Origin of the sequence: Emcibacter sp. (assembly GCF_963675455.1) — a bacterium.
Classification (GTDB): Bacteria; Pseudomonadota; Alphaproteobacteria; order Sphingomonadales; family Emcibacteraceae; genus Emcibacter.
The window spans coordinates 1,350,001-1,372,341 of sequence record NZ_OY776217.1 but is presented as its reverse complement, the minus strand read 5'-3'; the positions used below and the strand labels follow the sequence as shown (position 1 = coordinate 1,372,341).

At 51.7% G+C, this 22,341-nt stretch carries 16 protein-coding genes, 1 tRNA gene and 2 rRNA genes (1 of these 19 only partly in view); 11 read left to right on the top strand and 8 right to left on the bottom strand.

Going from position 1 to position 22,341, the window contains the following annotated elements; translation table 11 throughout:
- Positions 1 to 38 precede the first annotated feature (38 nt).
- A complete protein-coding gene (locus tag ACORNT_RS06145; protein WP_321396817.1) occupies positions 39 to 764 on the bottom strand; it encodes a hypothetical protein in 726 nt (241 codons plus the stop codon).
- Between the two features lie 525 nt (positions 765 to 1,289).
- On the opposite strand from ACORNT_RS06145, the gene ACORNT_RS06140 reads away from it, so the two are divergent.
- Positions 1,290 to 2,327: a hypothetical protein gene (locus tag ACORNT_RS06140; RefSeq protein ID WP_321396814.1), complete on the top strand. Its 1,038-nt coding sequence runs from the start codon at positions 1,290 to 1,292 to the stop codon at positions 2,325 to 2,327.
- Between the two features lie 123 nt (positions 2,328 to 2,450).
- Here ACORNT_RS06140 and ACORNT_RS06135 read toward each other — a convergent pair whose 3' ends face one another.
- From ACORNT_RS06135 to ACORNT_RS06125, 3 genes are all read right to left on the bottom strand, one after another.
- A complete protein-coding gene (locus tag ACORNT_RS06135; protein ID WP_321396811.1) occupies positions 2,451 to 4,622 on the bottom strand; it encodes an OsmC domain/YcaO domain-containing protein in 2,172 nt (723 codons plus the stop codon).
- A gap of 193 nt (positions 4,623 to 4,815) precedes the next feature.
- On the bottom strand, positions 4,816 to 5,814 hold the full coding sequence (locus ACORNT_RS06130; RefSeq protein WP_321396808.1) for a zinc-dependent alcohol dehydrogenase family protein: 999 nt from the start codon (positions 5,812 to 5,814) through the stop codon (positions 4,816 to 4,818).
- Between the two features lie 334 nt (positions 5,815 to 6,148).
- On the bottom strand, positions 6,149 to 7,054 hold the full coding sequence (locus ACORNT_RS06125) for a LysR family transcriptional regulator (protein ID WP_321396805.1): 906 nt from the start codon (positions 7,052 to 7,054) through the stop codon (positions 6,149 to 6,151).
- A 149-nt stretch (positions 7,055 to 7,203) separates the two neighbouring features.
- On the opposite strand from ACORNT_RS06125, the gene ACORNT_RS06120 reads away from it, so the two are divergent.
- From ACORNT_RS06120 to ACORNT_RS06075, 10 genes are all read left to right on the top strand, one after another.
- Positions 7,204 to 9,705 carry a TonB-dependent receptor gene (locus ACORNT_RS06120; RefSeq protein ID WP_321396802.1) on the top strand — a complete coding sequence of 834 codons (2,502 nt, stop codon included), beginning with the start codon at positions 7,204 to 7,206 and terminating at the stop codon, positions 9,703 to 9,705.
- Positions 9,706 to 9,718: 13 nt separating this feature from the next.
- Positions 9,719 to 10,711 carry an MBL fold metallo-hydrolase gene (locus ACORNT_RS06115; RefSeq protein WP_321396799.1) on the top strand — a complete coding sequence of 331 codons (993 nt, stop codon included), beginning with the start codon at positions 9,719 to 9,721 and terminating at the stop codon, positions 10,709 to 10,711.
- Between the two features lie 3 nt (positions 10,712 to 10,714).
- Positions 10,715 to 11,830, top strand: coding sequence for an FAD-dependent oxidoreductase (locus tag ACORNT_RS06110; protein WP_321396796.1), 1,116 nt, complete (start codon positions 10,715 to 10,717; stop codon positions 11,828 to 11,830).
- 67 nt (positions 11,831 to 11,897) lie between these two features.
- A complete protein-coding gene (locus tag ACORNT_RS06105) occupies positions 11,898 to 12,800 on the top strand; it encodes a VOC family protein (protein ID WP_321396793.1) in 903 nt (300 codons plus the stop codon).
- 3 nt (positions 12,801 to 12,803) lie between these two features.
- Complete coding sequence (locus tag ACORNT_RS06100; RefSeq protein WP_420717522.1) at positions 12,804 to 13,961, top strand: alpha/beta hydrolase family protein; 1,158 nt, start codon at positions 12,804 to 12,806, stop codon at positions 13,959 to 13,961.
- A 41-nt stretch (positions 13,962 to 14,002) separates the two neighbouring features.
- Entirely contained in the window at positions 14,003 to 14,467 is a 465-nt protein-coding gene (locus tag ACORNT_RS06095) for a hypothetical protein (protein ID WP_321396787.1), read from the top strand.
- A 30-nt stretch (positions 14,468 to 14,497) separates the two neighbouring features.
- Positions 14,498 to 15,067 carry a cupin domain-containing protein gene (locus tag ACORNT_RS06090; protein ID WP_321396785.1) on the top strand — a complete coding sequence of 190 codons (570 nt, stop codon included), beginning with the start codon at positions 14,498 to 14,500 and terminating at the stop codon, positions 15,065 to 15,067.
- 1 nt (position 15,068) lies between these two features.
- A complete protein-coding gene (locus ACORNT_RS06085) occupies positions 15,069 to 15,995 on the top strand; it encodes an NAD-dependent epimerase/dehydratase family protein (protein WP_321396782.1) in 927 nt (308 codons plus the stop codon).
- Between the two features lie 11 nt (positions 15,996 to 16,006).
- Positions 16,007 to 16,696, top strand: a complete 690-nt coding sequence (locus tag ACORNT_RS06080) for a glutathione S-transferase family protein (RefSeq protein ID WP_321396779.1) — start codon at positions 16,007 to 16,009, stop codon at positions 16,694 to 16,696.
- Positions 16,697 to 16,781: 85 nt separating this feature from the next.
- Positions 16,782 to 17,747: a fumarylacetoacetate hydrolase family protein gene (locus ACORNT_RS06075; RefSeq protein WP_321396776.1), complete on the top strand. Its 966-nt coding sequence runs from the start codon at positions 16,782 to 16,784 to the stop codon at positions 17,745 to 17,747.
- A gap of 100 nt (positions 17,748 to 17,847) precedes the next feature.
- Here the strand turns inward: ACORNT_RS06075 and ACORNT_RS06070 are convergent, their stop codons facing one another.
- The 4 genes from ACORNT_RS06070 to ACORNT_RS06055 all read right to left on the bottom strand — a co-directional run.
- The gene (locus tag ACORNT_RS06070; protein WP_321396773.1) at positions 17,848 to 18,267 is read right to left on the bottom strand and encodes a hypothetical protein; all 420 of its coding nucleotides are present in this window, start codon (positions 18,265 to 18,267) and stop codon (positions 17,848 to 17,850) included.
- A 551-nt stretch (positions 18,268 to 18,818) separates the two neighbouring features.
- Positions 18,819 to 18,895, bottom strand: a tRNA-Met gene (locus tag ACORNT_RS06065).
- Between the two features lie 462 nt (positions 18,896 to 19,357).
- A 5S ribosomal RNA gene (gene rrf / locus ACORNT_RS06060) occupies positions 19,358 to 19,472 on the bottom strand.
- A 280-nt stretch (positions 19,473 to 19,752) separates the two neighbouring features.
- Positions 19,753 to 22,341: ribosomal RNA gene (locus ACORNT_RS06055) — 23S ribosomal RNA — on the bottom strand (it continues 157 nt past the right edge of the window).

The window sequence follows — 22,341 nt, the reverse complement described above, 5'->3', positions numbered from 1 at the left end:
TTAAGGTTCCGGACACCTGCCGCTCGCAGACTGCCAAGTCACGGTAAAGTTCCGGCCTTGCGGGACACATAGACTGTATTTGTAGAATCCCCATTCTGGTGCAGGTTCTCAAAGGTCACAATATGAGTCTGAACGTCAGCAAAAACAGCCTCCAGCAGCTGCCGGAATTCCTCATCAGGAGGGTCATTCGACCATAAGGCAAAAACACCGCCGGGAAGAAGAAAGCTTTTCAGCCGTTTTAGCCCTTCCAGCGTATAAAAACTGTCGTGACTGGGGTGCAGGGTAAAGCGGGGGGAATGATCGATATCCAGAAGAATGGCGTGGAATTGCCGCAAAGGCATATCCGGATCCAGCCCCTCGCCTTTGACCAACTCGAAAAAATCCCCATGGACAAACCGGCAGCGGGGATCTTCGCTCAGGATTTCGCCAAGCGGCAGGATTTTTTCCTTATGCCAGGTGATCACCTGTTCAAGAGCATCAACCACCAGCAGGTCTTGCACAGCTTGGTTTTTCAAAGCCTCTACAGCCGTATAGCCGAGCCCGAGGCCGCCGACCACCACATCCAGGGCCTCGCCCTTAAGGTCTGCCAGTCCCAGCCTGGCCAGTTCTTTTTCCGCTTCGGTGAACAGGCTGGACATGAGAAACTCATCATTGAGTTTGATCTCGTAAACGTCGATATCCAGCGTTAGTTCCCGGCGCCGCCGTAAGCTCAATTCCCCGAGCGGGGTCGCGGCGTAAGCCAGTTCCTTAAACATACGGCTCATATGCGTCCTTCCTCCGGGTGTTAGAAAAATGCCTTATAGCACAATATGGCGGAATACATTATCTCCTTTGGAGTATAATATTTTTGAACTGAGCCTGCGAGGATGTCAGGTACCCTTGAAAGCCCGGCGGATACCGGGCTTCTTCATTTATTGTTTTTTTGGAGGATTTAAACGGAAGTTGCCACAAACTGACAACTGACTTCGCAAGAATTCATTTCATCGGCATCTGCTGAAAATGTATAATTGCGCTCTGCCTCTCAAAGACAGAGGATTTAGCCACAGACATCGAAGCTCACTGACAAAGGCGTTACCCAAAAGCGCATGGACAGGAGCCATATTCAAGATATAATCCTGGACTGATCCGGTCCAGAGAACGGTGGCACGCGAAGATCTTCCAGGACGGCCCACCTCATTGATATACCAGTGCTCCTTTGCATAATCCCCTAGGCTGAGGCATTTGTTAACACCCGCAAAAACTCTCTGCTATAGTTGCGGGATAAGTCCAACAGAAGAGGACAAGTTCAAGTGATCACTATAGCTAACACTCCCCTTTGGGTTTCCATCGCGGCCTTTATCCTGGCGGCTCTGGTCATTGGATTGGCAGGCACGCGCATGGCAGGGGTCGCGGACCGACTTGCGGACCGAACCGGTATTGGCGAGGCGCTGTTCGGGGGTGTTTTACTGGGAGGCAGCACGTCCATTCCCGGTATCGTTGCCTCAACTACCGCCGCTGCTCAGGGACATGCTGAACTGGCCTTCAGCAACGCCGTCGGTGGCATAGCCGCCCAGACCTTTTTTCTGGCCATCGCCGATATCACGTATCGCCGCGCCAACCTTGAGCACGCAGCTGCCTCACTCGTGAACCTGATGCAAGCGGTCGTATTGATCGCCTTGATGATATTGCCCTTCATTGCCGCATCTCAGCCAGAGTATACGATCTTTGGGATTCATCCCGCCACTTTCGCAATTCTGTTTGGTTACGCGTACGGTTTGCGTCTTGCGATGCATTCGCGCACCCTGCCGATGTGGGGCCCCAGGAAAACGCTGGAGACCAGACTGGATGTTCCGAAAGAAGCAAAAGGGGGAGGACGCATCCGGATGGCGCTTTTTATACGGTTCGGCGCTCTGGCTGCAGTTCTGATCGTGGCCGGATATGTTACCGCCGCAAGCGGTGCCGCAATCGCAGCAAAGACCGGGCTGTCGCAAAGCCTCGTCGGGGCCTATTTTACGGCCATTGCGACCTCCATACCCGAGCTAATAACAACGATTGCGGCAGTTCGGCGGGGAGCTCTGACGCTCGCCATGGGTGGAATCGTTGGCGGCAACATGTTCGACACCCTGTTCATTGCCTCCTCAGATATCGCCTACCGGGAAGGATCTCTCTTTCACGCCGTCTCGGACAAGCCTTACTTCCTCACAGCGCTCAGCATTCTTTTGACGGCTATATTGGTGCTTGGTATGTTGCGCCGGGAACGCCGTGGTATCGCCAACATCGGTTTCGAGAGCGCTTTGATTTTTGTCCTCTATATTGGAGGCACGGCACTATTCATCACCGGCGGGTAAACTCCCAGGAACCAGAGATGCAAGGCCCCGCCAGAATATCAACAGTGTCACTGCCACCAAGCAGGTCGTCAAGCCGGCAAAGCCCTGTATAACAGTACATAGAGGGCCGCCTCCAAATGCCGTTTATTGTTGTAATCCCCGCACCTTATGTAGTTTTTTATAGCTTTCAATCAATTTCAGATGTTTATCCAGTCCTTCGAGTTTCAGGCTCGTCTTTGTCAAGCCGGGAAATCTGACATCCCCCGTCACAGACCCCAGCACATTTTCGATGACTTGCACGCCATACATTCTGGTGAGGTTTGGCACATAGTCCTCGATATCCAGGTCATCATCAATTGTAATATCAAGAACTGCGCCCAGTGCCTGATAAAATAAAACACGTTCGACTGTATTCTCATTAAAATTCAGGAAGTCGCCAACGATCTCTCTCGCTTCTTCATATTGTTGCAAGGCCAGGTAAATCAGCATTTTCAACTCACCCACATCCAGCTTGCCCCACACCGTATTTTCATCAAATGCGATGCCGATCAGGGTTGATATGACGGTATAATGATCCAGTTCCGACTGTTCGAGACGCTCCAACAAATCTTCAAGCTCTTCATCCGTCAGCGAATGGATGTTTAATATATCTTCCCTGAACATCAGGGCCTGGTTGGTATTATCCCAAATCAGATCCTCGACCGGATAAACTTCCGAATAATCAGGCACCAATATCCTGCACGCCGTCGCGCCAAAGTCTTCATAGGTCGCGACATAGACCTCTTTGCCAAGGCCGGTGAGGATGTTCATCAGACAATCATTTTCTTCCTCTGTCGTGCCGCTGAAATCCCATTTGCAAAACTCATAATCATGTTTCGCGCTAAAGAACTTCCATGATATGACGCCGGTTGAATCAATAAAATGTTCAACAAAATTATGCGGTTCAGACACCGCATGGCTATTGAAAGTCGGGGGCGGGACGTCATTCAGGCCTTCGAAACTGCGTCCCTGTAATAATTCAGTGAGGGAACGTTCCAGCGCCACTTCAAAACTTGGATGCGCCCCGAAGGACGCAAAAACGCCGCCTGTTTTCGGGTTCATCAAGGTCACACACATGACAGGGAACCTGCCCCCCAGGGATGCATCCTTGACCAAAACGGGGAAGCCTTTATTTTCCAGCTCCTCTATGCCAGCCAGAATATGGGGGTATTTTGCCAGAATTTCTTTTGGCACATCAGGCAGAATGATCTCTTCCTCGATAATCTGTCGTTTGATGGCCCGTTCAAATATTTCAGACAGGCATTGCACCTTTGCTTCATACAAATTATTGCCGGCACTCATACCATTGCTGACAAACAGATTTTCGAGCAGGTTGGACGGGAAATAGACCGTTTTCTGATCCGAACTGCGCGTAAAGGGCAAGGCACAAATCCCGCGTTCTGCAAGCCCCGAATTTGTGTCAATCAAATGAGACGCCCTTAATTCACCATCCGGATTATAAAGTTGCAGGCATCTTTCATCCATCAGCCCCTCTGGCAAAGCATCATCGGCACCTGCTTTAAACCATTTTTCATTGGGGTAATGGACAAATTTTCTGTTCGCGATTTCTTCACCGAAATAATAGTCATTATAGAAGAAATTACAGCTCATCCGTTCAATATATTCGCCCAGAGCCGAACAAAGGGCGCTTTCCTTCGTCGCCCCTTTCCCGTTGGTAAAACACATCGGGGAGGCAGCTTCGCGGATATGAAGCGACCAGACATTTGGCACAAGATTACGCCAGGACGCAATTTCGATTTTAATACCGATATCCGACAGGACGGACGTCATATTAGCTATCGTTTGTTCCAGCGGCAGGTCTTTGCCCACAATCATCGTATTGCCATCGCCCTCATACCCTTGCAGCAACGACGCATCATCCAGGTTTTCCACAGGCTCAATTTTAAATTCAGGGGTTTGCTGGATAACTTTTTTCACGGTGCAGCGATCCGCCGACCTTAAAATACCCAGCCGGTCACGTTCCGAAATGCCGGGCGGCAATTCGACCTGAATTTGAAAGGTTTGATTATATCTGTTTTCCGGATCAACAATATTATTTTGCGAAACCCGAATATCATCTGTCGGGATATCCCGCGACAGACAATAAACCTTTATAAAATATGCGGCGCAAAGGGCGGAAGAGGCTAAAAAATAATCAAACGGACTTGGCGCGGTTCCATCGCCCTTATAACGAACAGGCTGGTCGGTCGTGATCGTAAAATCATCAAACCTGGCCTCAAGCCGAAGGTTGTCCAAAAAATTAACCGTGATTTCCATTTGACTATTCTTTCCTGAAAACGTGTCATCAGTTCCATGTAACTGAATTTCCCCCAATTTCATAGACACCTTACCAGGCAAGAGAATGTTTTTTGTTGGTTTTGGGGGCAGGATTTAGTCGGAAGTTGACACGAGGCACCCGCCCCTTATTCAGAAGGTATGGCCTATCGGGCGACCGCTGGATTATATAATATTATTTCACAGAGACGATAATCTTGCCGCCCCTTGTTCCGTTCATCAGATATTGGTAAGCCTCTGCAGCCTCTGCAAAGGGGAAGACACGGTCAATAACCGGGCGTTTGATCTTTCCCGCTTCCAGGGCAGCCAGCACAAAATCCCGTCCCCGTTCCAGAGCACCCGGTTTGCGCAGCTCATTAATCAGCGAATAGCCATAAAGACCCGCACCCCGGTGCGCAAGGGTCAGAACAGGCAATGACATATCTTCGTTTGATAACACGCCATAAACATAGAGAATACCCTGCGGCGCCAGAGTTGACGCATAAGTGTTTACATAAGGTCCGCCAATGGAATCGCAGATCAGGCTTACCCCTTTGCCACTGGTGATGTCGTTCACTTCATCAATCAGGTTGGATCCATATGTTTCGATCACATGGTCAGCACCTTCTTGCTTCAGCAAAGCCCCTTTTCTTTCCGGCGATCGGGTCGTTGCAATGACCCTTGCCCCCAAAAGCTTCGCCATCTGTATCGCACCGAGCCCCGATCCTCCGGTAGCCGCCGTAATCATCACCCAGTCCCCTGGCTTGATAGGGAAAAGCTCCGCCATCGGATAATATGCCGTCAGGGTCTGCATCCAGAGATGGGCTGCTTCCTGCGCGCTGTAGCCAGCAGGCCGTTTTGTCAGAAACCTTTCCTGCGCCAGCGCGTGAGTACCGGCATTTGAATAAGGACCATCCACATTTGGCATGGAGGTTACCTTGTCGCCTTCCCGGAAATTTTTTACATTTTTGCCGACAGCAACAACTGTGCCGCTCCCTTCATAACCCAGTCGAATAGGGAGGTCCTGAACGACATAATGCCGTCCCTGGATCAACAAGAGGTCCGCCTGATTTAATCCAAAAGCTTCAACCTCATACAAGACCTCATCGTCACCGACCGCGGGAATGGGCATCTCCCGGATGGTAAAACCCATTTCACTTCCGACCTTGTCATAAACCACTGCGTGCATGCTCATATTCGCTCTCCCTCTTTTTTACCTGCCACAGAATAAGCGTGGACTGAGGTCGCCTCAATGGACTTTATGAGTAGTGACCGGGTCACAATAAGTAGTGCCTGAATCGGGAAAGCGGATATATAGTGGGAAGAATTACGAACCGACTGGGCAGCCAATATCTAATGTCCCGACATACTTGTTCCCCGTCAGATCTAGTTGGACAAACTAAGGTTCTTGCATAAGGTGATGTTTTCGGGCCTATCGAAGTGACGAAGGAACGAAGATGACACGAAAACATATACTCAAAAGCCCCAAAGAGGGCAGCGCGGAAAAGACTGTGGAGGATACCCCTCAACTACGGCAATCTGTCGACCGCCATCTGTAAGATTTTTTTTCGCAGCCAAAGCAAACCGGCATCGGTAGATCGTGTCGCATGCCACTGCATCATTTCCCGCATGACCGGAAGGTCCAATGGAACTTCTGAAATAGTCAGCGAAAGCCCTGGTGCCATCAATCTGGCAAGTCGCTCGTGCATGAGCGCCAGGCGTCTGGTACCTGACAAAAGCCAGGGGACCTGTATAAAAGAAGGAGCAGTAACTTCCACAACACGCTGAAAACCCTGACTGCGAAGCGCCCGTTCGATATAAGTTTCACCGCCGGAAATCATAACGGCAACATGGCCGCTTTCAAAGAAGCTCTCCTCCGTCAAAGGTTTTTGCATAACAGGGTTTTCCGACCAGCCCACAACGACATGACGCTCTTCAAATAAAAGTTCCCGTGGCAGGTCCTCTTTTAAGAACTCTTCTGGCGTAAGAAACAGGTCAAGTTCTCCATCGACAAGCCTTTCAGTTGTTTCCGTTGAGGGTAACGACAGATCGATCTTGATGCCCGGCGCCTCTTCTCCCAGAATTTTCATCAAAGGAACAATAAGTACTGTTGTAATATAATCTGACGCCGCAATCTTGAAACGACGCTGGGACGTTCGCGGATCAAACCCGGTTCCGGTTGAAATAACGCTGCGCAAATGAATGATCGCCGACGCGACTTCGGGTGCCATATCCAGCGCATGTGGCGTCGGAATCATTTTTTTACCATGCTGGATCAATATTTCATCCTGCAGCGCCTCACGCAGGCGCCGGAGCGCCGCACTCATGGCAGACTGCGTCACATTCAGGCGATCAGCCGCTCTCGTAACATTTCGCTCCTCAAGAAGCACGTTGAAAGCGACCAGCAGATTAAGGTCAAAATTGTCGAGACGCATCTTTTACCATCATTTTTATTAATGAATATTCACAATAACTATTAATTATCATAATTATTATAACTATGCCAATGTAAAACCCACAATAGAAATTGGTCGGCGTTAAGCCGAACATATAGGGAAAATCAACGTCAATCAGGGAGCAGAAAATGCAACAGAATATATTGCTGAGCAGTGCAATGGCACTTGCCCTTTCAAGCCATGCGGTATGGGCACAGGACGCGCCGGCCGGGGACATAAACAGGAATACCGACAATGACATCGCGATCAGGTTGGAGGAAATCGTCGTGACAGCACAGCGTACTGCAGAGTCACTTCAGGATGCCGCCATCCCCATCAATGCAGCAACAGGCGCGGAACTGGCCCGCGTTGGGGTCGCGGATGCAACGTCACTGAATAAAATTGCGCCTGCACTTTTCGTCACGGCTGGCGGTGGTGCGAATGCGGGCTATTTTGTCCGTGGCGTCGGCAACTTTACCAACAACGGATACACCAATCCCGCAATCGCGTTTAATATTGATGGCGTCTACATTGGTCGTCCATCCTCAACGATCGCTTCTTTTCTGGACATCGACCGTGTCGAAGTCTTGAAAGGCCCTCAGGGTACCCTCTATGGCCGAAATGCCACGGGAGGGGCGATCAACGTCATTCCGACAAAGCCTCAACTCGGTGAAAACAGCGGACATGTGAGCGCTGGGTTCGGCAACTACGATGCCTATGAAGTGTCCGGTGCAGCGAATTTGGCTGTTACTGATAATGTAGCCGTCCGTTTCGCCGCGACGGTCAATGAGCATGACGGTTATTTTGATGATGGTACGGGCTCGGCAAAAGACCTTGCGTTGCGGGGGCAAATTTATGCAGAGCTGACTGACCAGTTTAATGCCCGTTTGTCTGTTGATTATTCCACACAAAAGGGAACAGGCCCGGGTTTGAATGTCCATGGCGTTTATGGTTTCGCGCCATTCTCGCCGGATCTTCCGGTGCCAAATCATCCGTTTATTCCTGCGCCTGCAAGTGTAACGGCTGATTTTACAGGTCTTCATACGCCGGAAACGCTTGCGTTCATTCGGGACAATGCGATAGCGGCGCCGCTTTTCTCACCCCTGGAGGACTATGCATACCCTTTCCGAGACGACGCTTATTTTGGCGTGAATGCCGAACTGAATTTCAACATGGAGTGGGCAGATCTGGTAATCATTCCCAGCTTCAGAAAATCAGACCTGGACAATCAATTCAATGGCCCCCCGTTCAAAGCGGCTATCAACCAGGATACTGCCAAGCAGTATAGCCTTGAAGCGCGCCTTTCTGGAGACATTGATCCGGTTGAGTGGATTTTGGGAGCTTATTATTTCAACGAGAACGTTAAGGGTGTAAACTCTTTCAACCAGTTCTCGACAGTTACACACAACAGCTTTGATTCTGATACGGAATCAGTGGCCCTCTTCGCACGGGCGACATACAATCTGAGCGATAATCTGAGGTTAGTCGGCGGGATCCGCTATACAGACGAAACCCGTTCAATCGACGCCTCCGCAAGCTCCACCGCAGGCGTCTGCCTGGAAGATCCGGTCGGGCGCCCACCTTCCTGTGCGCAGGTCCCAACGCTCCCCGTTGGCTTAACGCTTGAGGATACGATCAATGGCCTTGACCCATCATTATTTCAACCTTTCCGGACACCATTTGACGGCAATCCGATCGCAGGCGTATATCCCTATGGTCCGTTCATAGACGGGGCGCCCGGGGCCATCCTTTCGGTAACACCGTATGCGATCCAACAATCGTCAGGAGACCAGGAGGTTACCTGGCGTGCCGCAGTTGAGTATGATGTGACGCAGGATAACCTGCTTTACGCAAGTTTCGAGACCGGTTTTCGCGCAGGCGGCTTCAACATCACCATTGGTCGTGAAGACTATGAACCAGAGTTCATCGACGCCTATACGATAGGCTCGAAAAACCGATTCCTCGACAACCGCCTGGAGTTGAATATCGAACTTTTCTACTGGAAATACAGAGGACAGCAGCTCGCCGCTCTGGGGGTCGATACAGAAGGGAACAACGCTTTCTATACTCGCAATGTCGGCAAATCAACGATTAAGGGAGTGGATGTCGATTTCCAGTTTCTTGTGGCTGAAAATACCCTGATACGCGGTGCCGTGCAGTACCTTGATGCGAAATATGATAGCTTCGTTTATGATCAGGTCGATTTGTCTGACGAAACTGATCCGCCAAACTTTCTGACGCCGGTAACTGGTTGCGATGCCACTCAGGTCATGTCGCCTGAGCGCAGTTTCATCATTGATTGCTCAGGACGTGATGCTTTGAACTCTCCGGACTGGACGATTAATATTGGAATTCAGCAGACACTTCTTCTTGGCGATTTTGAACTGGTCGGTACTGTTGATGGGCGCTATCGCAGTGACCGGGTTATCGGATTTAACTACTTGCCAACCGGCAATAGTGGAAGCGATGTGACTTTGGATGCATCTTTGAACCTGTCCCCTGGTGATGGCACCTGGTCGGTAACCGCATATGCGCGAAACCTGACAAACGAAGCTGTGCCCGTAACCTATCAGCTTGGTGCAGGAAATGTAGCATCTTCTACTTATCAACCGCCGCGAACTTTTGGTTTGCGTGGCACTGTAAACTTCTGATTGGAGACGATAGATGAGTTCTCGCGTGTTGCCTGCTTTAATCGCTGTTCTTTTGCCACTCGTCGCACCCTGCGGTGCCCAGACTGCACCTGCATCTGATATGGCAACCGTCGCACCGTCCCGGTTTATCACACTGGGCACGGTGGCCGGACCGGTGCCGGACCCACATCGTTCGCAACCGGCAAATGTGCTTGTCAGAGGAAAGGATGCCTATCTGATTGACGCCGGTGACGGCGCGGCGGAGCAGCTTTCGAAGGCAGGCATACGCCTGGGACAGATAAAGGCTGTATTTTTGAGCCATCTTCACTTCGACCATACGGGTGGTCTGGCGGCAGTACTCGGATTGCGGAACCAGACATCCGTTCCCGGGAAGCTCGCCATTTACGGGCCGCCCGGCACAAAAGAACTGGTTTCCGGGATCGCAGCCTCGATGGCCCCTGCAGCCGCCGCGGGTTTTGGCATCCCGGGCGTCTCATGGGAAAACCCGGCGGATACCGTCGAGGTGCATGAGATCGCCGACAAAGACACCGTCAAACTTGGCGACATGACTGTAACGGCTCGCCAAAATACTCACTATAGTTTTGAACCGGGCAGTGACCTGGATAAACATTTCAAGTCTTTGTCCCTGCGTTTTGACATGCCCGACAGGTCTATTGTTTATACCGGGGATACCGGCCCGAGCAAAGCTGTCGAAGATCTGGCAAAAGATGCTGATATGCTGGTCGCTGAAATGATGGATATCCCCCGCACCGTAGAAATGGTCCGGCGAAATAGCCGCAGCGCCGATGCGACGCAAATTGCGGGCGTGCAAAAACACCTCACGGCACATCACCTGTCCCCCGACGATGTCGGACAAATGGCAGCCCGTGCCGGTGTGAAATCGGTTGTTGTTACCCATTTCGGCGCAGCTGGAGCAACTGGTGCGGATCAGCTCATCTACCTGGGCAGCATCTCAAAACATTTTCATGGCCCGGTTATAATTGCCAGTGATCTGGAGGTATTCTGAATAATGCGTAATCTCGAAATACTCATCATTGGAGGCGGCATTGGGGGACTGACCTCGGCCATTGCCCTGCGTCGCGAAGGTTTCAAAGTCACAGTAATTGAAAAAGACCCCGATTGGTCAGTCTATGGCGTCGGCATCATCCAGCAGGCCAATGCCGTCCGGGCAATGGACCAGCTCGGACTCTTGCAGGATTACATTGCGGCCGGTGTTGGTTTCAATTTCGTTGAAATTTTCGCTCCCGATGGCACGCAGGTGGCGCGGATTCCGGCACCGACCCTGGTCGAAGGAATTCCCGCAAACCTCGGCATCGGAAGGCCGGCGCTACACAAGCTGCTGGGGGACCGTGCCATTGCATCAGGGACGGAAGTTCGCCTGGGTGTTACCGCAGAAAATATCGAAGATGACGGCGATCACTGCACTGTTCATTTTTCGAACGGTGACACAGAGAGCTTCGATCTTGTCATTGGCGCGGACGGCGTCTATTCGCAAACCCGCTCGATGATTCTTCCTGACGCTGAAACGCCACAATTCACCGGACAGGCCGTCTGGCGTTACAATTTCCCGCGCCCTGAGGGACTTGATGCATTGCAGGTCTACAATGGCCCTACAGGTGTAGGCCTGGTGCCAATCAGTCGGGAACTGATGTATATGTATGCAACCACACCGGAGCCCGATAACCCGCACTATCCGCGCGAAGGACTGGCAGAAACCATGCGCGGAAAACTTGGCGGTTGCGCCCCGGCGATCAGAAAGCTCGGGGAGCAGATCACAGATGACAACGGTGTTGTCTACCGCCCGCTGGAAGGCATGCTTGTAGAAGGCCCCTGGCACAAGGGCCGGGTCGTACTGCTGGGTGATGCCGTGCATGCAACGACGCCGCATCTGGGTCAGGGTGCGGGTATGGCCATTGAGGACTCCATCGTGCTGGCTGAAGAATTAACGAAACATGACACCATTCAGGCCGCTCTAGACGCCTATCGTCAACGTCGATTTGATCGCTGCGCCTATATCGTGCGCGCCAGTCTTGCCATCTGTTTCGGCCAATTGGGCAAGGGACCACTGGTCGACAACCACAAGGCCACCCAGGAGATGTTTGACGTCACGGCGCAACCGATCTGATCAAACAGGAAATCGACCAAATTCCGAAAAGAAAATTTTACACTATTTTGAATGAGAAAGTTAAACCATGAACCGAGTTTCAGAAATCCGCTATGTCGGTTACGGGGTCGAAGACTTCGACGCCGAGCGAAAGTTTTATACAGAGCAATGGGGTCTCGAAGAGATCGCATCCCAAGAGAATATGGCCTGGTTTAAAACCCAGGGTCATGACGAACATCATGTTGTGCGACTACGCAAGACGGAGACTAATCACATTGATGTTATCGCGTTAGCTGCAGATAGTCGTGCCGACGTAGAAGCATTGCATCAAAAAGTAATTGATGCGGGATGCAAGATTATTCACGAACCAAGTGATCTAGATGCACCGGGAGGGGGCTACGGCTTTCGCTTTTTTACGGCAGACGGCCTCCCTTTAGAGATCTCCAGCGATGTAAAGCGGCTCGACAAACGTCCCCTGGAGCGCTGGGAAGGTGTGCCAGTAAAAATCAGTCATATCGTACTGCATTCGCCCGACCATCAGACGCTGATCAAGTTTTTCACTGACGTTCTTGGCTTCCGTATCTCCGACTGGCTGGGTGATTTCATGTGTTTTCTGCGGTGTAACTCAGCGCACCATCGCTTTGCCATTCTGCCCGGGCCGCCCTGCCTCAACCATGTCGCCTACGATATGCTTTCTGTAGATGACATGATGCGCGGCATGCGCCGCCTTAAAGAGCACGGAAACGAAACACGCTGGGGACCGGGCCGACACACTGCCGGTAACAACACATTCAGCTATTTCACAACACCAAATGGCTTTGCTGTCGAATACACAGCAGAACTGGAAGAGGTCGATTTTGAAAACCATGTAGCCAAGGTACATGAACCTTCGCCTACGATTATGGATCAGTGGGGTATTGGCGTCGGCGGCCCGCAAACAATGCCCCAACCCAAAACAGATCCCTGCCTGTTTAAATCGGGAGAGGTTTAAACAATGGCACTTTTTGAATATTTTCCGAACTACATATGGAACCTTTCAGTTTCAATCGCGATGGAGAGCGGCGCGCAGATTGGTGAGATCATAGATATGTGCCAGCCACTCAGGGAAGCCGCCGACAGCGGTGCCGATACCGGCACCCCCCAGTTCATGCAAAAATGGGCAGAGATGTCGGAAAAGCTCATCGAGCTGGCGCATGAAGATGAAGCAGCAGGCAGGTCTTTCTCTGCATCCAACAAACTTGAGCGCGCGTCACTTTATATGTTCACCGCGGAACGTATGCAGGGCCATGGTCACCCGGGGCGAAAGGAAACCTATGCCAAAGCCCGCGCCGCATTCGACAAGTCGACACAGCTGGGTAATATTAATCGGGAGCGGGTAGAGATCCCGCTGCGGAAAGGTGTGATGCCCGCCCTTTTCACCCGGGCACCAGGTGACGGGCCAAAGCCGGTTGTCGTTTATTGCAACGGGCTCGACAGCTGCAAGGAGTTGCTCTACTGGTCCCGGCTGCCGGAAGCACTGGCGCGTCGCGGCATTTCGACGCTCTGCGTCGATCAACCGGGCAGCGGAGAAGCTCTGCGTTTACAGAACCTTCCCGTCGACCCGCATAGTGAAAGCTGGGCCTCCAAGGCCGTCGACTGGCTGGAACAACAGGAAAATGTCGACCCCAAACGTATTGGCATGACCGGAATCAGCCTTGGTGGTCACTTTGCGCCACGCGCTGTCGCATACGAGCCGCGCTTTGCCTCCGGTGCAGTCTGGGGCGCCAACCATAATTGGGCGGAGGTGCAGCAGAAACGGCTGAAACGTGAGGGCGAAAACCCTGTACCGCATTATTGGGCACACGTCATGTGGGCATTTGGTGCCGAGAATATGGATGATTTTCAGGATAAAAGCGCCAATATGCATTTGAACGGCGCAATGGAACGGATAAAAGTTCCTTTTCTTGTCACCCACGGCGAAAAAGACCGACAGATCTCAGTGGATTACGCCCATCAAAGTTACGAGCAACTGACCAACAGTCCACGCCGCGAATTGAAACTATTCACACCGCGCGAAGGCGGGGTCGAGCATGTCGGTGCCGATAATATGGCGTTTGGCCGCGATTATATCGCAGACTGGTTTGCTGAAACGCTGGGCGGTCATACCTCGTAAAAACATCATCGGTATCTCTTCGATCTAAATTGGAAAGATGAATGAGTAGCTCAGTTACAAAGGCGAAGTACATACGTCGAGAGATCATAGCCAGTGCAATTATCAATTCACTCTTTAGCGCTGGTTTCTTTCTCGGCATATTTGGCGGTCATGATCAGGTAACTGTCTGGGGCGTTGGCAATTATGCCTTCGACTTTTTGCCGCAGAGTTTTGCCATCGGCCTTATGGCCAGCCTGGTGCCTGGACTTCTGACACACAAGGCAGTTGGTGCGGGGAAAATCAGCGATTTTTCCGGCACACGCCCAACTGTTAGCCTGATTGTACAACATGCAATTCGTTACGCCGTCATTGCATCGCTTTTGGGCAGTGGACTGTGCGCTCTGATGCTGTGGATCAGCGGACTGGAGTTGATCGCCTATCACGCCGCCTTTATGCTCAAGATCCTGTACGGCGTATTGTTAGGGGCGTTGGTAACGCGTCTGGTACTCGGCCGAATGATCGCATAACACAGTAACCTATTTGGAAAGGAAAATTTTATGAACACCAAAAATGTCCGCCGCATTGTAACCGGCCACAATGCCGAAGGGCGTGCAATAATCCAGGAAGATGGAGCAGTACCACGTGTTCAAAAAATTGGTGGTGAAATCGGGCCGATGTTCCACGAAGTCTGGAACACACGTTCAACTCCCGCCCCGATTGATCCAGCATCGGGAGAACCTGCAGAAGAAGGTATTGTCCTCGCCCCCCCAAAGAACGGTACCCGCATCCGGGTTCTTGACATCCCGCCTGAAAGCGACAAAATCCGTAACATGACACCGGAAGAAGCAAAGGCACATTTCGCTGAAATCGGTGCCGGTGATGCCTCTTCCCATAGTGGAGAAGGGTCGCGTCACGCCTTCATGCACCGGACCGAGACAATTGATTATGGCATTGTACTCGAAGGTGAACTCGTGCTGATTATGGATGAAGGGGAAACGACTGTCCGTACCGGCGATATCGTTGTTCAGCGAGGGACCAACCATGGCTGGGCAAATCGCTCGGACAAGAACTGCCGGATTGTCTTCATCCTTATCGATGGGAAATTCGACGAAACCTTGCAGTCCTGAAATGCGGCTGGCGATCACCGGTGCAGCAGGTTTTATCGGGCGTGCCGTTGCCGACCATATTGGCGCAAACAACTTCACGGGCGAAGTGCGCCTGATAGACAGCAATCTGAACCAGATCCGGAATAAGCAGGTTCCAGGATTTGAGTACCTCGAAATTGACCTGATACAAAAAGGTGCACTTGAAAAAGCGCTTGAGGGTGTGGACAGGCTACTTCACCTGGCAGCACTTCCCGGCGCTGCTGCAGAGGAGAACCCGGATCTTTCGCAGCAGGTCAATCTCGACTTGCCGCTAGATATGTTCGCTCGCATGAATGGTCGCCGCCTGGTTTACGCCAGTTCAATTGCCGTATATGGAAATTGCTTTCCAGATCTGGTTGACGATACGACTGCACCGCAGCCGACGTCGGTTTACGGAACACATAAACGCATGGTGGAACTGGCATTCTCAGATGCAATCCGCCGGAACGTAATAAAAGGTGTCGCTGTCCGCCTGCCCGGTATCGTGGCACGTCCGCCATCCGCAGAAGGATTCGGTTCCGCCTTTCTAAGTGATATATTTCATGCCGTTCGTGCTGGCGAAAACTATGTCGTTCCAGTCGCACCGGAAGCCACAAGCTGGCTGATGTCGTCGAAAATTTGCGCGCTTAACCTTGCACATGCCCTGCTATCCGATTTCACGGAGAACGACGCGATAACCCTGTCAGCGGTTCATACCTCTTTAAGCCAGCTGGCATGCGAGGCCGCGAAATACGGAAATGCAGACAAGATTACCTATAAAGAAGACACAAATACCCGCCGGCTGTTCGGTTCCCATCCGCCGCTCAACGCGCAGAAATCAAAAATTCTCGGCTTTCAGGATGATGTTTCTGTCTCCACTCTTGTCGATAATGTCATGAATGGTCAGAGCACAGGTTCACAATATAAATAAAGGAAGTGCCTATGTCCGAAACAACCATATATTTTGCGCCCGGCACCTGCGCCCGTGTGTCTCTCATAGCCCTCGAGGAAACAGGGGTAAAGTTTCAACTCCATACAATCGCCTTTATGGCAGGTGAACACAGGAAACCGGAATTTCTTGCGCTCAACCCCAAGGGAAAGGTACCGGCTCTTGCCATTGAAGGGGCATTGCTGACAGAAAATATTGCCATACTGACGTATCTTGCTGACCGTTTTCCGGAAGCAAAATTGTTACCTGAAGCCCGCAATGCCATTGAGCGCAGCATACAGCTCGCCGATCTCAGCTTTTGTGCATCAACCCTGCACCCGATTGTCACACGTATTCGCATGTCGCCAATATTCGCCGGACCGGAAAATGCCCGCGCCGTCTGGGAAAAAGGGTGTCAGGCGATGGACGATAACTTTGCGTTAATTGACAAGAGACTGTCCAATAATCAGTGGTGGTACGGGGACCAGTGGAGCGTGCTGGATGCTTATTTAAACTGGGTATTTTTTCGTGTGTCAGGTGCTCGCTATAACACGGAACGTTATCCAAATTTCGAGCGCCACGCCGCACAGATGCAAAACCGCCCTGCCGTACGACAGGCACTAAAAAAAGAACGTGCCGCAGAGGACCATTTAAAAGAACGGGGACTCCTGTTTACCCCTCCCGACCCAACAGATTACACGTGACAGGAAATATGTAGAAAATATAGTTGTGGGTAGGCGCACACAATCACTTACCGTCAGGCGGCAAATTCAATGAGGATATCAGACGATGAGATTATTTACGTATAAGGACGATTCACCAGACGGCGCTCTCGCGCTGGTTTCTGCTGATGGCAAACGCATGATAGATGCGCAATCGGTTGCCCCCAGCCTGCTTGAGGCTATTTCTGACTGGGAAAACTTACGTGCGGATCTGTCAAAACTGGCAGAACAGCTGGATGCAGGAGAAGGTCAGCCCCTTCCCGCCACCGGTATTTCTGCTCCGTTACCGCGAAGCTGGCAATGGCTGGATGGTTCAGCCTTTTCGACACACGGTGAACTGATGCAGATCGCGTTCAAGCTTCCCCCGATCGAAAGCGACCGGCCCCTGATGTATCAAGGCATGTCAGACCGGTTCTATGGCCCCTGCGACGACATTCCCTTCCTTGATATGGCACATGGCATCGATTTCGAAGGTGAGTTTGGTGTCATCGTCGACTTCGTGCCAATGGGCACGAGCGCCAGGGAGGCGCTTGATCACATCAAGCTGGTCGTGCAGATTAATGACTGGTCATTGCGCGCCATCGCACCAATCGAAATGAAGACCGGCTTTGGCTGGGTGCAAGCAAAACCTGCCTGTTCCATGGCTCCTTTTGCCGTGACACCTGATGAATTGGGTGAAGGATGGCGCGATGGCCGTGTATGTCTTGATCTGGAAATAGACTGGAATGGGAAGAGATTTGGCGCCGCTAATGGCAGGGCCATGGACTTCGGTTTCCATGAACTGGTCGCCCATGCTGCAGCGACGCGAGACCTCGTCGCCGGAACGATCATTGGCTCGGGAACCGTTTCCAACAGGAATTATGCGGAAGTCGGATCCAGTTGCATTTCCGAACGGCGGGCCATCGAGATCATTGCTGAAGGAGAGGCTTCGACACCGTTCATGACCTTCGGCGATAGCATCCGGATGGAGGGGCGAACGGCCGATGGCAGATCACCCTTTGGAGTGATTGAACAAAAGGTTGTTTCCCTGTAGACGTGGATCCTCGCACTTGTAAGTGGGGAAGAATGTCGCGATTTTCCGTGTTATTTTCGGCAGATCAATTTGATTCATGATGTCTATGAGTGCGACTTGCTCACGGACATCTTACTGCCGTCACAGGGGTGAGCCACGCCCTGAAATAGGATATCAGGCGGTTCTCCATACTTTCGTCCTGATGGAGGGCACAAAACTTCAGTGCCATTGCCTGCACGGAAAATGCCTGGATGCCTTCTGCCAGCAATGGTGCACTGACATCATCACGAAAAGACTCCTCCCCGAGCCAGGCCGACAACAGCCGTCCATGGCGCTCGAAAGTCATGGAAATTTGTCCGATCTTTTTGACTGCAGCGGCACCGGAATAGTACAGAATCACATCAAAAACATATCTTTCGCAGGTCATGAACTCAAGCAGGGGCATCAAAGCCGCCACGAGTTCTTCGACATTGGCCGGCGCTTTGCACTTTTCCAGATCATCCAAACAGGCATCGATGCGCTCGCCAATCAAACGATCCATCAATGCATCGTTATCGGAAAAATGCGCAAAAAAGTTCCCTTGGCCACACCTGCCCGATGGCCTATTAGAATTTAGCCGCCTAAAGAGCACGGTCCTCTCCACTTTTTTAAGACAAGTCCAATCCTAACTGACACAATGCGTTAGGCGTTTTCGTTCATGACTGCTGAGTCTGTATGTTTTGGTATGGTGTTGCCAGCTACGGTAGTTGGTTTTCTGACATGCCGTATTGACCGATTCACCGATTAAATTTGTTGTGGCTTATTGCCCAGAACTGTCTTTTCTTATCGCTGAGTGGTCCAAATTTGGTCCAAAAGTGGCATTTGGTCCATTTTCTAGAAAGTCTCAGACAAAGAAAAAGCCCAGTAACTTATTGAAGCTACTGGGCTAATTTTTGGTTTTGGGGTAGGATTTAGCTCCGCTGACCTTGGCGCTGTTTCACGCTGCGTTGCAGCGCTGCGCCTTCGGTTAAACCCTACTTCTCCGTAGGTTCAATTCTGACCGACGCATGACTAAAACGACAAAACCCAGCACGGGGCTGGGTTTGTTCGTTTTGGTTGCGGGGGTAGGATTTGAACCTACGACCTTCAGGTTATGAGCCTGACGAGCTACCGGGCTGCTCCACCCCGCGTCAATTTAATGTGGCCTACCGCTTCGCTGCTTGAGGCCATTTCTTCAAGGACTGCTTTGTTGCAGCCCGGCATTTTTGATTTCCGCTTCAGGAGACCTGAAGCTGGGGCATGCTCCACCCCGCGTCAACTTAGTATGGCCTATCGCCTATCGGCTAGATGAGGCCCCGGATTACCGCGCTATCGTTTGCTGCTTGAGCGCAGTATAATCTCAATTGCCTGACGTTTATTCTCCAACCACCCGAAGAGTGGGCAAAGCCGACCGGCCGTCGCGCCCTGATGGCGCGGGAGCCAAGCTGCCCAAATTTAAATAATGGCGCCGGCGATTGAGGCTAATTTCAAAACCAAAAAAACCGCCTTTCGGGCGGTTATTTTAGATGCGCCACCGCTTTGCTACATGAGCGCATCTGATTTTGACATTATGAATGGGTTTGTATTTTTACAGGATCCTGTGTTTTTAATAGACCTGGCGACGACCTACTCTTCCGCGCCTTAAGACGAAGTACCATCGGCACAACCTGGTTTCACTTCCGGGTTCGGGATGGAGCCGGGTGGGACACAGGCGTCAAGATCACCAGGTCAATTAAAAACACGGGTCTGTGTATATTCCGTTCTTTTGTTTGGCCTACCGCCCTATCGGGCTACTTGAGGCCAAGTTATTAAGTATAAGCGTACATGATGTTGGATGAGTCTTTTGTTTGCCTCAATCGCCGGCGCTTGCGCTTGGCTTCCCTCGCACAAGCTCGGGCGGCCGGTCGGCCTTGCCTCGACACCCTACGGGTATCTCGGTTTTCTATCCAAACGACGCACAGTCATTCGGGGCAAACAATTCTTACAATCTCATCTCTGTTCATGACGGGATTTCAAGCCTGTCGAGTAATTAGTACCAGTCAGCTGCATGTGTTACCACACTTCCACATCTGGCCTATCAACGTGGTGGTCTTCCACGGCTCTCAAGGGAGAACTTATCTTGAGGGGGGTTTCCCGCTTAGATGCTTTCAGCGGTTATCCCTTCCGCACATAGCTACCCTGCAATGCTGCTGGCGCAACAACAGGTCCACCAGAGGTGCGTCCATCCCGGTCCTCTCGTACTAGGGACAGATCCTCTCAATTCTCCTGCGCCCACGGCAGATAGGGACCGAACTGTCTCACGACGTTCTAAACCCAGCTCACGTACCTCTTTAAATGGCGAACAGCCATACCCTTGGGACCTGCTCCAGCCCCAGGATGAGATGAGCCGACATCGAGGTGCCAAACACTGCCGTCGATATGAGCTCTTGGGCAGTATCAGCCTGTTATCCCCGGCGTACCTTTTATCCGTTGAGCGATGGCCCTTCCACGCGGGACCACCGGATCACTATGACCGACTTTCGTCTCTGCTCGACTTGTCAGTCTCGCAGTCAGGCAGGCTTATGCCATTGCACTCTCACAGCTGATTTCCGACCAGCCTGAGCCTACCATCGCGCGCCTCCGTTACTCTTTGGGAGGCGACCGCCCCAGTCAAACTACCCACCACAGAAGGTCCCGGCCCCGGGTTCACGGGGCGCGGTTAGATAATAGACAGGTTAAGGGTGGTATTTCACCAACGACTCCACCAGAACTGGCGCACTGGTTTCAAAGTCTCCCACCTATCCTACACATAACATATCCATTATCATTCTGAAGCTGTAGTAAAGGTGCACGGGGTCTTTCCGTCTAACCGCGGGTAGCCCGCATCTTCACGGGCAAGTCAATTTCGCTGAGTCTATGTTGGAGACAGTGGGGAAGTCGTTACGCCATTCGTGCAGGTCGGAACTTACCCGACAAGGAATTTCGCTACCTTAGGACCGTTATAGTTACGGCCGCCGTTTACCGGGGCTTCAATTCAGTGCTTGCACACCTCCTTTTAACCTTCCGGCACCGGGCAGGCGTCAGACCCTATACGTCGTCTTGCGACTTCGCAGAGCCCTGTGTTTTTAGTAAACAGTCGCCACCCCCTGGTCTGTGCCCCCTCCACAAAGTTGCCTTCATGGAGGGCCTCCTTCTCCCGAAGTTACGGAGGCAATTTGCCGAGTTCCTTCAACATAGTTCTCTCAAGCGCCTTGGTATGCTCTACCTGTCCACCTGTGTCGGTTTAGGGTACGGTCTTAACGATGAGGCTATTTCCTGGGACAGTTTCGCGGCCCCTCCAATCCAATAAGGAGGAACAACTTACACCATCCGTCACATCTCATCAGGCCCAGTAATATTAAACTGAGTTCCCATCGACTACGCCTTTCGGCCTCGCCTTAGGGACCGGCTAACCCTGCGCAGATTAGCTTTACGCAGGAACCCTTGGACTTTCGGCGAGAGTGTCTCTCACACTCTTTATCGCTACTCATGCCAACATTCGCACTTCTGATACCTCCAGGACCCCTCGCGGGTATCCCTTCGCAGGCTTACAGAACGCTCCGCTACCACTCATGACAAAGTCATGAATCCAAAGCTTCGGTACATGTCTTGAGCCCCGTTACATCTTCGCTGCGAGATGGCTATTAGACCAGTGAGCTGTTACGCTTTCTTTAAAGGGTGGCTGCTTCTAAGCCAACCTCCTGGTTGTTTTGGCCTTCTCACTTGCTTTCCCACTTAGACATGATTTGGGGACCTTAGCTGTTGGTCAGGGCTGTTTCCCTTTCCACCACGGACCTTAGCACCCGTGGTGTGTCTGCTGAATAGTACTCACCGGTATTCGGAGTTTGGTTAGAATTGGTAAGACTCGCGTCCCCCGCATCCATCCAGTGCTCTACCCCCGGTGGTATTCATTCAACGCTCTACCTAAATAGATTTCGCGGAGAACCAGCTATCTCCGAGTTTGATTGGCCTTTCACCCCTAGTCACAGGTCATCTCCCCATTTTTCAACATAGGTGAGTTCGGTCCTCCAGTGCATGTTACTGCACCTTCAACCTGCCCATAACTAGATCACTCGGTTTCGGGTCTAATACAACATACTCAATCGCCCTATTAAGACTCGCTTTCGCTTCGCCTACACCTAACGGCTTAAGCTCGCATGTTATATTAAGTCGTTGGCCCATTATACAAAAGGTACGCCGTCACACTTGCGTGCTCCGACTGCTTGTAAGCATACGGTTTCAGGATCTGTTTCACTCCCCTTGTCGGGGTGCTTTTCACCTTTCCCTCACGGTACTTGTTCACTATCGGTTGCATAGGAGTACTTAGGCTTGGAGGGTGGTCCCCCCATGTTCAGACAGGATTTCACGTGTCCCGCCCTACTCGAGGACTGCAAACCAATTTACCCGTACGGGGCTATCACCCGCTACGGCCATCCTTTCCAGAATGTTCCGGTTTTTAATCTGCAGCCACTGGCCTGGTTCCCGTTCGCTCGCCACTACTAGGGAAGTCTCTGTTGATGTCCTTTCCTCCGGCTACTTAGATGTTTCAGTTCGCCGGGTTCGCCTCCTGTACCTATGT

Coding starts and splice junctions, on each gene's coding strand:
- ACORNT_RS06115 (WP_321396799.1), top strand. CDS start 9,719: ATGAGTTCTCGCGTGTTGCCTGCTTTAATCGCTGTTCTTTTGCCACTC.
- ACORNT_RS06135 (WP_321396811.1), bottom strand. CDS start 4,622: ATGGAAATCACGGTTAATTTTTTGGACAACCTTCGGCTTGAGGCCAGG.
- ACORNT_RS06090 (WP_321396785.1), top strand. CDS start 14,498: ATGAACACCAAAAATGTCCGCCGCATTGTAACCGGCCACAATGCCGAA.
- ACORNT_RS06080 (WP_321396779.1), top strand. CDS start 16,007: ATGTCCGAAACAACCATATATTTTGCGCCCGGCACCTGCGCCCGTGTG.
- ACORNT_RS06095 (WP_321396787.1), top strand. CDS start 14,003: ATGAGTAGCTCAGTTACAAAGGCGAAGTACATACGTCGAGAGATCATA.
- ACORNT_RS06105 (WP_321396793.1), top strand. CDS start 11,898: ATGAACCGAGTTTCAGAAATCCGCTATGTCGGTTACGGGGTCGAAGAC.
- ACORNT_RS06085 (WP_321396782.1), top strand. CDS start 15,069: ATGCGGCTGGCGATCACCGGTGCAGCAGGTTTTATCGGGCGTGCCGTT.
- ACORNT_RS06125 (WP_321396805.1), bottom strand. CDS start 7,054: ATGCGTCTCGACAATTTTGACCTTAATCTGCTGGTCGCTTTCAACGTG.
- ACORNT_RS06120 (WP_321396802.1), top strand. CDS start 7,204: ATGCAACAGAATATATTGCTGAGCAGTGCAATGGCACTTGCCCTTTCA.
- ACORNT_RS06145 (WP_321396817.1), bottom strand. CDS start 764: ATGAGCCGTATGTTTAAGGAACTGGCTTACGCCGCGACCCCGCTCGGG.
- ACORNT_RS06075 (WP_321396776.1), top strand. CDS start 16,782: ATGAGATTATTTACGTATAAGGACGATTCACCAGACGGCGCTCTCGCG.
- ACORNT_RS06100 (WP_420717522.1), top strand. CDS start 12,804: ATGGCACTTTTTGAATATTTTCCGAACTACATATGGAACCTTTCAGTT.
- ACORNT_RS06130 (WP_321396808.1), bottom strand. CDS start 5,814: ATGAGCATGCACGCAGTGGTTTATGACAAGGTCGGAAGTGAAATGGGT.
- ACORNT_RS06110 (WP_321396796.1), top strand. CDS start 10,715: ATGCGTAATCTCGAAATACTCATCATTGGAGGCGGCATTGGGGGACTG.
- ACORNT_RS06070 (WP_321396773.1), bottom strand. CDS start 18,267: ATGGATCGTTTGATTGGCGAGCGCATCGATGCCTGTTTGGATGATCTG.